We start from the raw sequence: 14,395 nt of genomic DNA on the forward strand, positions 1-14,395 counted from the left end.
ACGACAGATATGCTCTGAAGAGGATACGCTACATTTTTAGTGAGTGTGATTTAAAAGTCTGCAGACCGAAGATAGATTTTTGAGCTCAATAAATATCTCTAACTGTAATTGTAATCAGATTTAAAATATGCGGAAGTAATTTTTTAGCTAATAATTCTGTCTTGTAGGAGTTTAACAAGAGAACCAAAAAGTTAGTGTCATAAATATTTTTATCAAAAACTATTTTAAAAAAATTTAAATAGAGTTGAAAATTTTTAAAGATGAGATACCCTACCTGTAATCTAATTATTAGTTTTTTATGTTACCAATAGAGGGTCAAATAAACGCTGCAGCAAATTTTCAAGCAGAAGACTTTGAGTCTAAAAATGCTACAGATCTTGATTATTTAGCTAATCCTCTAAGTGCTTCGAATGCAAAGCTAGAGAATAGCGTTAAAGCTAAAGATAAAAAGAATGAGGTACCTTTTTCCAGTAGAAGAGGCAGCTCGCATGTTTTAGAACTTTTTTCTAATGAAAGCGTTGAGATTAACATTCAAGATGAAACGCCTTGTGCCGCTCGGAGTGAATCAGGTATAGCTGGGCTGTTTAGAGGTATAGCTGGGTTATTTAAAGGCAGGGGTAGTATGAACATAAACCTTTATCAATCTAAAGTGCAACGTAGTTCTGCAATTGATTACAGTACTAGAGAAAGTATAGGGTCACGGCTACTAAATATCTGTAACGGAGAAGAAGATATCTCTTTTGATCAAGAGATTAATTTTTTATATCAAGAGGGTTGTTTGTATGATGCCTTATTGTTGCAAGATGAAGAAAATCAGGACACACCTTTACATGTGGCTATTAAAAAAAATCATGCTGATTTTGTAAAAAAGCTTTTGTGTATTCTTAAGGAGCCATACCGTGCGAATGAGTTTTACAAGCACAAATATTTTGAACATAAGGAAGAGAATGAAAAGCCGCTTTTCAAATTTATTAATACTAAGAACAAGGATGGAAAAGATGCAATTACTCTGGCTATTGAAGGTAATAATTCAGAATGCATTTCAGCTCTTTTTAACTACTTAACTGATAAAAATATTAACAGAAGAAAAGATGTTGAAAGTGAGTACACACCTCTACACGAAGCTGTGCTTCTTGGCAAAAATGAAGCAATCAAAGAGCTTCTGAAATCAAGAGATATAGATACTGAACTCATAGATAAGGAATCTTACAAAGCATCTAATTATACTAATGACCAAGAGGCAATAGAATTATTTATTAAGCACTATAGTAGTAAAATTAGTGAGTGGCGTATAAAATTAGAAGATAATAATAAAAAATTAGCGCGAATTAAGTGCGTCCTAAGCAAAACAAAACTTGCTTGTGTATGCTTAGCAGCCTTTGGCTCTTGTTTTAGAATGTATGGAAATTCCCATGACATAATAAATGAAAAAGTGAGTGAAGATATGTTATATTATTCTCTTGCATTGCTTTCCAACACTACAGGTCTAATATTATTTTTTAATTATTTGATCGATACAATACTTTCCAAGTATGAAGAAAAAAACTCTAGTTTGAATAAAGAATCAAACAGTTATGTAGAAGAAAGAAATATGTTGAAAAATAAATTGCGTCATTTTCAAAAAAGAAATACTAGAACAAATACGCAAATATCTGAGATAATTTCAGTTCTACCTGAAGTAGAATCAAGCTGCAGTAGATTGTGATTACATTACTTTTTTTAAGATAAGTTCTGAGAAAAGTGGAAAATCTTTTTCATAGCCAATCAAACCAAGCTTTCTTTACGAAAGGTTTGATGTTATCATTTTATGCACTATCCTGAATTTGTTGAATGAACATTAATATAAAGAATTTAGTTCATGCTTTTTCTAAATTGCCAAGTTTAGGTCCATCATCATCAAGAAGGCTAGTTATACATCTGCTTCAAAACAAAGATAGGGTTATGCTACCCCTTGCATCTTTGATTAGAGAACTAGCGGATCTTATAATAGAGTGTAAGATTTGTGGGAATCTAGATACTAAATCGCCATGTTCTATTTGTATTAACCCAAAGCGTGACACCAAGCTAATGTGTGTAGTAGAAGAATTGGGTGATCTATGGGCATTTGAAAAAGGGAGTATATATTCAGGTATGTATCATGTTTTAGGTGGAAGGCTATCAGCAATAAATGGCATAGGTCCAAAAGAACTGAACCTTGATAACATTCCTAAAAGAGTTACAGAATTTAAAATTGAAGAGGTTATTGTCGCAATTAATCCAACATTAGAAGGCCAAGTTACTGCGCAATATATAATTGAATTGGTGCGACCTGAAAGTCTTCGGTCATATTGTTTAAAAGGAGAGGAATTCATTCAGAAAGAAACTGAAAGGATTCTAAAACTTATTAAACCAGATGTTTTGCCGTCTGAGTCTACGCATCAGTGCGAATCGGGCAACCGGTTGGTGCCAAGCGATGCGGACAATGAACCTCCTCTTGAAAAAGAAGATGCTCAATCGTGAGAGGGGCATAAACTGCAAGCATCATGTGGTTGGAGGGCTAGGCTAGTGGTATGGTGAACGTAAGTGAAGCTTTATAAGTACCGATACGATGAAAGAGCTAAAGATGCTGATAAGCTCTGACCAAAAGGTAATGTGGATAAGTTACATTTTTTCATTTCTAGATGTACGCAAATAATAACTCCACCGGTATAGAGAAGCCACCTAACCCACTATTGTATGACTGGAGAAACAGGGTAAGCCTGTATTTTCGCCTACATGGCAAGCAAACCGCAAGGAATGCTGATGGAAGTGCAGGTAAAGGAGAATGGAGAAAGCGAATGCCATTTTGTAACGAAATGGATAGAATTTGTAACATTAATTCGCGTGAAAACGAGCAGACTTCCGTTTGGTCCCTCGTGACAAGAAACTTTGTTAACCACTTAAGGTAGGAAAGCAGATGATTACAAGTAAACCTGTAAGTGCATCTACCAAAAGCTTTGAAGCATGGAAGCAGTTGCCATGGAAGAAATGCCAGAAAGTTATTGTGAGGCTACAAAGACGTATTGTTAAGGCTGTCCAAGAAGGAAGATGGGGTAAGGTAAAAACTTTACAACATCTTCTCACACGCTCTTTTAGCGGAAAAGCTTTGGCTGTTAAGAGAGTAACTGAAAACCAAGGAAAAAACACAGCGGGTGTAGATCGTCAACTATGGTCAACTTGCAATGCTAAATTTCAAGGAATAAAGCAGTTAAAGCAAAGAGGATATAAACCTTCTCCGCTAAAACGGATTTATATCAGTAAATCTAATGGCAAAAGAAGACCTCTTGGAATACCCACGATAAAAGATAGAGCCATGCAAGCATTATATCTGTTTGCTCTGGAACCGATAGCTGAAACGATCAGTGATCGTCACTCCTATGGCTTTAGACCTAAAAGATCCTGTGCAGATGCTACAGTAGCTTGTCATTTGTTACTGGCAAGTCGTAATCAACTACAATGGATACTTGAAGGTGATATCAAAGGATGCTTTGACAACATTAATCATGAATGGCTTATGAAGCATATTCCTATGGAGAAAAAAATTCTGCATAGTTGGTTAAAAGCTGGCTTCCTAGAATCAAAAACTCTGTATCCCACAACTGCAGGTACCCCGCAAGGTGGTATAATTTCTCCAATACTAGCCAATTTAGCCTTAAACGGACTTGAAAAGTTATTGGAAAGTCGATTTGGTAAACTCGGCAGTAGAAAAAGAAACAAAATCAGAAGTGGAGTGAATGTAATCAGATACGCAGACGACTTTATTATTTCAGGTTTCACACATGAAGTACTGGAAAAGGAAGTTAAGCCTTTAGTATCATCTTTTCTTCATGAGCGAGGTTTAATTCTGTCAGAAGAGAAGACAAAGATTACATCTATCACAACAGGGTTTGACTTTCTTGGTTGTAATGTACGTAGATATAATAAGAAGTTAATTATTAAACCTTCGAAAGAAAGTATTAAAAGACTTCTTAATAAAGCACGTACATTGATAAAAGCAAATATAGCGAACACTCAGGCTATAGTAATTAAGTCACTCAACTCTCTACTGAGAGGATGGGGAAATTACTATCACCATGTGTGTGCTAAAAAAGCGTTTAGAAAGATCGACAATGAAATTTGGCATAGTTTATGGAAATGGGCAAAGAAAAGACATCCTCGTAAAGGATTACGTTGGATAAAGAATCGTTACTTCAAAGTAATGGGTCAACGCCAATGGGTTTTTGCTGCACCCCTATGCAAGAACAAACCAAAAGAGATACGGTATTTAAGACTGCTTAAGCTGATTGATATACCTATCAGACGACATGTTAAAATCAGAGCGGATGCAAATCCCCTTGACTTAAAATGGAAAAAGTATTTTGATGAGAGAGTGAAACGAACAAGAATGTTAGCAAGCTCTTTCTCAAGAGAAGGTTCTCTACTGTTGGTGTCACCATTAAGAATGATGTTTCCTGAGGAATCATGAAGGACAAGCCGGTTCTAGAAAAGAAGAACTTAGATAAGGGGCTCAAGCGTAGTGTTGGGAAACCTGCATGCTGCGTTTCTAAGGGAGGGGGTAGTAGTAATACTGCTTCCTTACCTGACCTAAAGAACTCAAATGTAAAAATATCCCGCCTTGCTTGTGGCATACCGATAGGTGGAGAAATTGACTACCTAGATGAAGGAACGCTGAAGATAGCGCTTACTTCAAGACAGGATATTAAATAATATTCCATTTCTTCTGAGCAACACACTTTAAAAACACTGTAACATACTTCAGCCTAAAAACTTGCTTTACTAATTGAAAATATTGTATACTTAAAACATAATGTTTTAAAATGAGGAGTTGTGTTAACTTTTTTATTAGATGGAGTATATAATACTTATAATTGGTTAATTAAAAAATTAAGATCAATCGCTCTTGATTTTATTGCGTTGTTTAACAAAGAATACGCAGATAGTAAACGAATTAGATATATAATAAAAGATCATCTGGTTAAAAAAGATCTGATAAATATTGAGCCTGAACTTGAAATCAAATATGAACTAAAAAGAGATCTGATAAATATTGAACCTAAATTTAAAATCAAATATGACCCATATATCACAAAAATAGATTCTTCAAAAATGTTTAAAGTAATGGAACAAGAGCATAGATCTATTGAAAATCTGAAAAATGTGATTCAAGTGAGAATTGAAGATCTAGTTGGACGCGGGTTTAGCTATTCTTATGGTAGTGGAAGAGATCCTGTTTTTTATGCAATGAATCAGGCACATGAAATAAAGGGAATAACAAAAGATAATACGGACTTAGTTCTTCTTTTGTGGCTAATGTATGTTCATGTGCCTATAGATGAACATGGAGAACTATTAAAGGATCTTGTAAGGAATCACTCCGGTAATAGAGCTGAGATGATAGAAAAGTTATATCTACTTCAAGAAGAAGGTAAATTATCAATAAACAATCGTGAGAGTCTAGGTTGGATAATTAAAATATCTCCACTTATAGAGAAGGAGTATATTTCAAATGGAAAATTTCCTGTTATGCAAATGGTAAGTTCCGGCAATATAGATGATTTAGAAAAAAGGTTAAAAAAAGATATAGAAGGAAGGGTGAAAGAATTAACCGGCATAGATATTCAATATAGTCCCGAAAGCAGCTTGAAGAACCTTTCCATTCATGCAGTGATAGAAAGTTATGGATTACTTAATAGGTAAATGATTGTCTGGACCCTTAACTTATAAGATACTATAGTAAAATATAGCATAAGGATCTTATGTGCTTTAAAAAACTTATATCATTAGTAAGATTCAGAAAAAAAGAAGAGGAGCAATTGCCCAAGGTAATAATTTGGGAGAATGATTGCTTAGGCTATAAACAAGTTGCAAGTAAATTTAGTTCTATAATCAAGACAATTGGTAAGTCTTTTTCTATTGTATCCTTAGAAGGATATGATAAATGGGGTAAGACGTTTTTTTTGAAAGAATGGGTAAAGGATCTAGAGCAGCAAAATGAAATTGCAGCTTATTACAGCGCATGGGATATTAGTGCTATAGATCAACCATTGCCTTCTTTTTTACATTTCCTGTTTGAGGATCTATTTGCATCATACGAAGTAAAAAGAAGTGTTATACAGCAATTTAAAAACATAAACCAAGAACTATTTTCTCTCAATACATTAGGAAAGCTAATCAGTAAATCTCCACTCGCTATGCTTTCAGTATTTCTCGATGCTGCAAAAGAGGCTGATAAGAAAGACATAGGTTTTGTCTTGGGTGAATTAAATCTTCTCCAAAGGAGAAAAGAGAACATTAGAGATTTTAAAATACAACTAGCAGATGTGGTTAACAAAATCAGAAAAGGTAAAAACATTTATATAATGGTTGATGATCTTGATGTATGCCGCCCTAAATTCATTGTTGATTTTTTAGAATCGATAAAGTACATGCTTGATGTAGAAGGATTGGTTTTCATTATCTCTGTTAGTCAAGATAAAAGTAACGTGCAAAGAGCAATCAGCACAATACTTGGACCAAATTTCAGCCTAAAATCTTTTACTGATCTCTCTTTGCATTTGCCAAAACAGCCAATAGAGAAATTTACAAGAAAGCTGTTTCAAAATATTGAATTGCCGAAAAAATCAAAGAGCTTAATTATAGATAGCTTTATATTTTATGCAGAAAGCTTCTCGTTATCATTAAAAGCAATACAATACTGCATAAAGAAAATAAAGCTATGTTATGCGAAAGCTGATCCAAATTTATTTACATTTTTAGTAATACTACAGTCAGTAAACACTAATTTGTATGAGGAATTATATTCATCACCTCAGAAAGCACTGGAGAAGATTGAGAGCGCTTTGATTCTAAACGATCAGGAAGAATGGGAAAAGCTTAAAACTTCTCTTGAGACTATTTTTAAAGAAAAAGAATCAAAGACTCACAAATCTTTGAAGCAAATAAGAGATATTATATTCTAGCACTTTCTTTTTAATTTGCATGACACAATGGTTGTGCTTATTCCAGTTTAGCATTGGAACCATAAGCTGGCTCACATAAATTTTAGCATACATGACCTTGAAAGATCGCGTTGCAATACTTAAATTATTAGAATAGCAAGCTAATAATGGAGCTCAAAATGCACAACATACAAGAAACTGAAAGTTTAAAATTTGACGCTGAAGTAGGCAAAGTACTAAATATAGTAATTCATTCACTTTATACCAATAAGGATATTTTCTTGCGTGAGTTAATATCAAATGCATCAGATGCATGTGATAAATTGCGCTATGAATCACAATTAAATGCTGATTTATTAGATTCAAGTGATGAGTTGAAGATTACTATTAGCTCCAGTAAAGATAAGAATGAGCTGTATATAACCGACAATGGAATTGGAATGAACAGGCAAGATTTAATAGATAATCTTGGCACGATTGCAAGTTCTGGTACGCAAAAATTCTTGAATGCAATTAAGAATAATAAAGATTCGAGCCAAGCTGTAGAGCTGATTGGAAAATTTGGTGTTGGTTTTTATTCAAGCTTCATGGTTGCTTCAGAAGTTATAGTAGAATCAAGGAAAGCCGGAGAAGAAGAGTCTTGGGTATGGAAATCTAAAGGAGATGGAGAATATTCAATCAGCAAATTAGATGGTCAAATCTCTCGTGGCACAAAAATTACGCTCATCATGCGTCCTGAAGAAAGCGAATTTTTAGACAAATTCCGTATTGAAAACATTGTTACTACTTACTCTGACCACATAAATTTTCCCGTTGAGTTTGTAAATGAAGAGGGAAAAAGTGAAAAATTAAACAGCAAAGCTGCAATTTGGACTAAGCCAAAAAATGACGTTACTCAAGAAGAGCACAACGACTTCTTCCGCGGTGTTGCGCATGTAGGTGGTGAGCCTTGGATGATACTGCATAATAAAAATGAAGGTGCAATAGAATATACGAATTTGCTTTATGTTCCTTCTATCAAGCCTTATGATTTGTTTCATCCAGATAGACGCTGCTCTGTAAAGTTATATGTCAATAAAGTATTTATTACTGAAGATAATGTACAAATTATACCACAATACCTGCGTTTCTTGAAAGGTGTGGTTGATTCACCAGATTTGCCTCTCAACATCAGCAGAGAAACACTGCAGAATAATCGCGTTGTTGAGCAGATTAGGAAATCCCTAACTAAACGCGCGGTATCAGAGCTCGGCAAAAAAGCAAAAGATAATTTAGAGGAATACACAAAATTCTGGGGCAATTTTGGTGCGGTGTTAAAAGAAGGTCTTTGCGAAGCTATGCCAACTGATGAAAGAGAAGCATTGCTTTCCATTTGCAGATTTCATAGCACCAGTGATGATAAGCTAGTTAGTATTGATGATTATATAAGCAGAATGAAGCCTGAACAGGAACATATCTATTATCTCACAGGAAATAGTCTCGATTCAGTAAAAAACAGTCCACAACTTGAAGGATTTGTCAGTAAAGGATTGGAAGTGCTTCTATTTGTTGATCCAGTTGATGATTTCTGGACTAGCGTGATTCATGAATATAAAGATCAAAAATTTAAGTCCGTGACCCGTGCTGATGTTGATTTAGAAAAATTCTCTTCAGAAGAAGGTAAGAAAGATGAAGAAAATAAATCAGATGAAAACAAAAGCGAAGAAAACGCGGATTCTATACTCGAATACTTCACCAAAGTTCTTGGAAGCTTAGTAAAAAGTGTAAAGATCTCTAAGAAATTAACCGACAGTCCTGTGTGTCTAGCAGTTGATGAAGGAACTATGGATCTTCGTATGGAGCGTTTTTTACGTGAACAGAAGCAGCTAAATTACCGCACGCCAAAAGTACTTGAAATTAACATTAAGCATCCTTTGATAAGAAACATAATGGAATCTCACGCTGAAAATGGTGAAAATCCAACACTTGGGGATATGATTTACTTATTGTTCTATCAAGCTTGTATAGTGGAAGGTGAAGAGATGGAAGACGTAAGTCTGTTTGCTAAAAGACTCAATAATTTGCTTGGCAAAATTTCTGTTTAATGCTATAATGAACTTAGCTAATGGTCAGGGGGGTAAATCATGGGTGGTTGGAATTTACTTGGTGGGCTCATGCCGCCAACAACAAATCATGCAGAAGAAAAAGAGCGTCGCCATTCCAGAGATTCAGGTGCTGAAGAAGAATTCGAAATTTTAGAACAAGAAGAAATTAAGGAGCATCGTCATTCTGGAGATTCAGGCAATTGTTCAGAGGTTGAGGAAGGACAAAATACTAACAGAGCAATTGAATTGGAATTTCAGCTAACACAATCTTTGCTAAGTCAAGTAAAGGCAAGTGAGAATAATAGGAATGCAAATTCTGGCAAGCAAGCACAACTTGATCTAGAAAGAATGGATTTTGCAATTAATGGGCAAACAATAAGTAAAGAGTATGTGCGCGAGTTATATTATCAGCACAACTACTTAATTTTAAATGAAAATTATCGCACATTTGCTAAACAAGTTTTCACAGGAATGTTTAAATATGCTGAAGCAGAAGTTCCAAATGATAATATACTAGAAGAATTAATTACTAATTGCAATCAGGCTGGTTATGAATTTGCAATGTATAGCCACATTCATCCTATATTTAGTCAACATAGTCTAGTACCAACAATCCCTAAAAAAATAATAAGTCTTTATTGTAATAGTGCAGAATCTGTCAATGTTGAGTATAGTGATACTATAGTTATAAAAAATTCAGATCGACTAGAACAATATGAATCTGATAGTAAGCTAGAGTTTACGCTTAAATCTCAGGATGGTAAAGTAGAGTATGAAAATGGTAAAGTAACACTTATCATTCCTGAACAATTAGAGAATTACAAAGCTGATGGCAAAAGTTTGTTAGATGAAATAAATAGGCATTTCGAAGATGAGGATAATAGAATTACAGAGACTCTTGAGAAAAATATGAATGAAGGACCTAAGTCATTTTCTGCTGAAGATTTGTCTATTACTGAAAGTTCACCTGATAATAGTGAAGTAACAACTAGAGCAGTGGCTGATCCAGGCATTTTGGGTAACATTGTAAATGTATTTATAGGTGCTGCAGAAATTGGTACAGGAATAGCAACGGAATTATTGTGGCCTCAAGATCAAATTCGTGTAGAGCCAAGACGTAATGAGGAAGAATTTACTATTATTCCTAAAAATTTAACCTTTGATGAATTGACAGATGTTATAAATAAAGCAAAAAATTATGGTGATTATGCAGATTTAGATAAAACTATAAATAATATAGAGGAAAGCGATAGATTTATTACTGATTTGAATTGTGGTAATTTGAAGGATTTTTGCTCTCAACAGCTTAATTTGACTGATCATACGCACAATGTGCTGTTGAATAATAGTTATGATGAAACAAATGGTTATTATAATTATTCAGTAAAAGAGCTTTCACTACTAGCCATTGCAGCTAATGATACGCTTGTGGAAAGATATGCAAAAACGCATAAAAGTATATTATTTACGCAAGATGAAGGTCTCGATAGGCTACTTATTGGTGTTGGTGGACAGCGCTATACTAAGCTTTTATTAGAAGATTTGGAAAAAAATCGAAGTACTATTCTACCTTGGAATAGCATATGTGAAAAACTTCGAAGGGCGTTGTCTATTCGTAATCAAGAATGCGTGAAAGCGGTATTAGATAAATTTAAAGATACTGAAGCCAGGTCTAGAGTTTCTGATATGTCAGAAAAATTTTTGCACTATGCTATACAACAAGATTTTATAGATGTAGCAAAGACTATTATTAATCATAAAATTGCTGATATTAATAGTATAGACAATTCAGGGCATGCACCTTTGCATTGGGCTGTGGCACGTAATAATTTAGAATTAATGGGCTTGCTTATTGGAAATGGCGCTGAAATTGATATTCAAGATGAGAGGCATGGCAGAACAGCTTTACATTGGGCTGCTTACCATGATAAATTTGAAATAGTAAAATTACTTGTAAACAAGGGAGCTGATCGGAACATTAAAGATAGAGATGGCAAAACAGCTTTAGATCTGGTAGGAACGAAAAGTTTATATTTGGTAAGGGAAGAAAACAGGGAAAAATCTTCTAGTGAATCAAAAATCACAAAATTTCTTGAAGGTTTAGATGATAAAACACCTTTGCATTTAAATATTAAAAAAGATCCAGAATCCAAAAACATTGATAATCAACGGCCACAAAGGAGTATTGTTGATAAAGAAGAAAATATTATGAATAATAAAAAGGTTTCAATAGAAGAAACTATAGATAATAATAATTATAGGAGGGGTAAAATGCCTAAAAATATAGAAGAGAAATTGTCTAATGCTATCTTCGCTCTTAATTATGAAGAAGTAATGTCTTTAGTGGAAAAGGTAAGGAAAGAGGACGATAGTGTAGACACAAAGCAAATCTTGAATAAAGCCTTAGAAGACGCTAATAAGACGGAAGTTGGTAAGAAAGATAAACTATCTCAAAGCAAGCTCGCAAAAATTAAAATATTTCTTGAAAAAGAGTTCGAGCATGTTGCTGCATTATCAGTGAGTGGTAATATAGCTGCTACTGCAAGTAGCCAAGAAATTCCTGTAGTGGAGCGTAAAGAAAGCGAGCCGGATTCACCATCACTGAGTTCTGAAGATGATGATTTTTCTAAACTTGAAAGTGACGATTCTGCTAGAATTTCTTCAGATCCTCCTTCGTTTGATATTATTTCTGAAACAGAAGTACCTGAAACTGCAGCAGAAATGCCTTCAATGGTCACTGAGGAAAAGTCTGATGATCTAAATGACGAAAAAGATAATCAGAATTTGACAATACCTACAGCTGTAGATGAGGGTATATCGCCTATTCCCGAAAGTCAATGTGGTACTGCACACAATGAAGAAGATTTTACTGTTCCATCTCAATCATCATCATTAGGTTTTGCAAATGAAAGTGTTAATACCGTAATATCAATTGATAATAACAGAGAAAAGCAAACTTCTAATAAACCCGCCAAGTGTGTAGAACAAGTTGCTAACGAAAATATACAACTAAAATCAGTAGCTAATAAGCAAGCTAGTAATAGCAACAAAATTTACACAAAAGAGAATAGCGTTAAATGGCCTACTGTGGCTACATGGATGTTTGCAGTAACTGGAATACTTGCATTAGCTGCTGCACCAGCTGCATATTTTGCTCTCGGTACTAGTCTGCTAGTAGCAGGAGTAGCAGCAGGTATTGGAGCTTTCTGTATAGTTGCTGCTATAGCTGTACATTATTATAATAAGGCACCTTCAGGTCCACTTAAAGGATCAGATGTTGAGGAGATTGTTCGTAACGCTGCTGTAGGAGCAAGTTAAGAAATAGTAGTCTATCATTTAATAATTTATTATAATTGTATTGATTATTAATAGATAAGAACTTGGTAGACTACGAAGAGATGCTTGCTAAGTTGACAAAATTGCCATTTAATGCTACACTTAGCTTAGCTACTAATTAGGAGGAAAAACATGTTAGGTTCAGATTTTGTATCACAGAAATCAAACAAAATTTTAAAGAAATCAGATTCTAGGGATTCTGGCACTGAAGAAGGGTTTGAAATTTTAGAACGAGAGGAAAAAGGGCGCCGTCGTTCTGAGGATTCAGGTAATGAAAGTCAAGAGGAATCTGGCGTTAATAATTCTGATACTAAATCTAGTGCAGTAACTACGTTAGAATTTCAGCTAACACAATCTCTGCTGGGTCAAGTAAAGGCAAATGAGAATAATGAAGATGTAAAGTCTGGTAACACAGCTTATCAAGACCTATATAGAACGGATTTTTTTGTAATCAATGATCGCACTATAGATAATAGTTTCATTAAAGGGTTATATGATAAATATAATGAGGGAGATGATAAACGTCTGTTTGCAAAGTATGTTTTTACGGAAATTTTTAAACATGCTAAAGCAGAGGTTCCGAATGATTCCCTCATAGAGGAATTAACCACAAGTTGTAATCAAGCGGGGTATATGGCTTTCCTTGCTATCCGAATATATAGTATATTAATAAAATATCAGGTACTTTCTAGCGATTCTTACAAAAAGATCATGTACATCGATTGTTCTGATGAGAATTATGTACGCATTAACTATAAGTCATCAATGGTGGCACGCAATTCTGATGAGCCAGAGAAGGAGATATGTGAATTAGACAGTTTACTTAGATTCACACTTAAATTTCATAATGGTGAAGTAGAGTATGAAAATGGTAAAGTAACACTTATCATTCCTGAGGAATTAAAAGCTGGTAGGGAAAGTTTACTAGACGATATTAATGAACGTTTCACAGATTATGATAATGATGGATTTATTCGTTTACACGTTGCAGCACAAAAAGGTGATGTTGAGCTTGGCAGGCGTTTACTAGAATGTGGTGCAAATATTGAGATTAAATCAAAAACAAAAGTAGGTGGTGACACTGCACTTCATTTAGCTGCTAGAAATGGTCGTAAAGATTTTGTGAAGCTTTTACTTGATAGCGGTGCAAATGTTAACTCAGTGAGCAGTACAGGCAGCAGAGTAACTCCTTTACATGAAGCAGCATATAGTGGACATTTAGATGTTGCGGAATTGCTAATAGAGCGTGGTGCAACAGTTGATGCTAAAGAACGATATAATCTTACTCCTTTGATGTATGCTTCTGCAGAAGGTAATTCGGCAATGGTGGAATTACTTTTAAAAAAAAAGGCAGATCTTTATTTACAACATCATAATGGTGAAACTGCATTGCACTTAGCTGCTAATAATGGTCATTCTGATGTAGTTGCCATCTTAATAAGTGCAGCAGAAGATAAAGAAAGGTATGTTAATATGCAAAGCAATAATATTGGTACTGCGTTGCATGTTATAGCTTATAATCGAAAAATAAATGAAGGGCATAAAAAATCTGCAAAATTGCTAATAGACAATGGTACAAGCCCGTATTTAGAAAACGATCCAATTATTAATAAACCATTAGATACTCTTTTGAAAGGAAGCTCTTTAGATATGGCAAAAAAACGAGGAAATAAGGGATTTTTGGAATTTACGTCATCTTTAGGCTATTCAGCAACCGTACCAAGCAATTCAAAGAATGATCCACAAAACACAAAAAAGTATGTCGTAGCTGCTTCTGCACTTGCAATAACTGGTATTGCCTTAGGAGGAGCTGTTGCAGTTTACTTGGAAATGTTAGCAATAGGAATAGCAGTTGCAGTTTGTTGTCTTATTGCAGCTACAATTACGTACTGCCATAGGCCTAAAAGCTTAGTTGAGGATAATCAGGTCAAAAAGGTTATGCAGACAGAAGAATATCCGTCTAAGTAATAAATATAGTAGTCTATCACTTAATAATTTATTATAATTGTATTGATTATT

The 14,395-nt window shown here is 34.4% G+C and carries 7 protein-coding genes and 2 pseudogenes; all 9 read left to right on the forward strand.

All coding sequences use genetic code 11. The features are described from left to right. Positions 1–298: 298 nt before the first annotated feature. The 9 genes and pseudogenes from ABWU24_RS03530 (at position 299) to ABWU24_RS03570 (ending at position 14,344) form a co-directional block, all read left to right on the forward strand. Positions 299–1,705, forward strand: a complete 1,407-nt coding sequence (locus ABWU24_RS03530; protein WP_015588013.1) for an ankyrin repeat domain-containing protein — start codon at positions 299–301, stop codon at positions 1,703–1,705. Between the two features lie 125 nt (positions 1,706–1,830). After that, positions 1,831–2,322 (forward strand): annotated as a pseudogene (locus tag ABWU24_RS03535) (recombination mediator RecR); the annotation flags it as partial. Positions 2,323–2,935: 613 nt separating this feature from the next. Then, positions 2,936–4,483 carry a group II intron reverse transcriptase/maturase gene (ltrA, locus tag ABWU24_RS03540; RefSeq protein ID WP_264330863.1) on the forward strand — a complete coding sequence of 516 codons (1,548 nt, stop codon included), beginning with the start codon at positions 2,936–2,938 and terminating at the stop codon, positions 4,481–4,483. A 137-nt stretch (positions 4,484–4,620) separates the two neighbouring features. Then, positions 4,621–4,725: pseudogene (locus ABWU24_RS03545) on the forward strand (recombination protein RecR); the annotation flags it as partial. Between the two features lie 120 nt (positions 4,726–4,845). After that, positions 4,846–5,715: a hypothetical protein gene (locus ABWU24_RS03550; protein ID WP_353274451.1), complete on the forward strand. Its 870-nt coding sequence runs from the start codon at positions 4,846–4,848 to the stop codon at positions 5,713–5,715. 59 nt (positions 5,716–5,774) lie between these two features. Beyond that, positions 5,775–6,977, forward strand: a complete 1,203-nt coding sequence (locus ABWU24_RS03555; protein WP_341815564.1) for a P-loop NTPase fold protein — start codon at positions 5,775–5,777, stop codon at positions 6,975–6,977. A 158-nt stretch (positions 6,978–7,135) separates the two neighbouring features. After that, positions 7,136–9,040, forward strand: a complete 1,905-nt coding sequence (gene htpG, locus ABWU24_RS03560; RefSeq protein WP_341815565.1) for a molecular chaperone HtpG — start codon at positions 7,136–7,138, stop codon at positions 9,038–9,040. A gap of 39 nt (positions 9,041–9,079) precedes the next feature. Beyond that, complete coding sequence (locus ABWU24_RS03565; RefSeq protein WP_353274453.1) at positions 9,080–12,358, forward strand: ankyrin repeat domain-containing protein; 3,279 nt, start codon at positions 9,080–9,082, stop codon at positions 12,356–12,358. 150 nt (positions 12,359–12,508) lie between these two features. Continuing rightward, the gene (locus tag ABWU24_RS03570) at positions 12,509–14,344 is read left to right on the forward strand and encodes an ankyrin repeat domain-containing protein (protein WP_353274455.1); all 1,836 of its coding nucleotides are present in this window, start codon (positions 12,509–12,511) and stop codon (positions 14,342–14,344) included. Positions 14,345–14,395 lie beyond the last annotated feature (51 nt).

Source organism: Wolbachia endosymbiont (group B) of Hofmannophila pseudospretella (assembly GCF_964028515.1).
Classification (GTDB): Bacteria; Pseudomonadota; Alphaproteobacteria; order Rickettsiales; family Anaplasmataceae; genus Wolbachia.

Bases quoted from the DNA above. Each gene is read 5' to 3' on its own strand.
- ABWU24_RS03530 (WP_015588013.1), top strand. From the start codon at position 299: ATGTTACCAATAGAGGGTCAAATAAACGCTGCAGCAAATTTTCAAGCA.
- ltrA (WP_264330863.1), top strand. From the start codon at position 2,936: ATGATTACAAGTAAACCTGTAAGTGCATCTACCAAAAGCTTTGAAGCA.
- ABWU24_RS03555 (WP_341815564.1), top strand. From the start codon at position 5,775: ATGTGCTTTAAAAAACTTATATCATTAGTAAGATTCAGAAAAAAAGAA.
- htpG (WP_341815565.1), top strand. From the start codon at position 7,136: ATGCACAACATACAAGAAACTGAAAGTTTAAAATTTGACGCTGAAGTA.
- ABWU24_RS03565 (WP_353274453.1), top strand. From the start codon at position 9,080: ATGGGTGGTTGGAATTTACTTGGTGGGCTCATGCCGCCAACAACAAAT.
- ABWU24_RS03570 (WP_353274455.1), top strand. From the start codon at position 12,509: ATGTTAGGTTCAGATTTTGTATCACAGAAATCAAACAAAATTTTAAAG.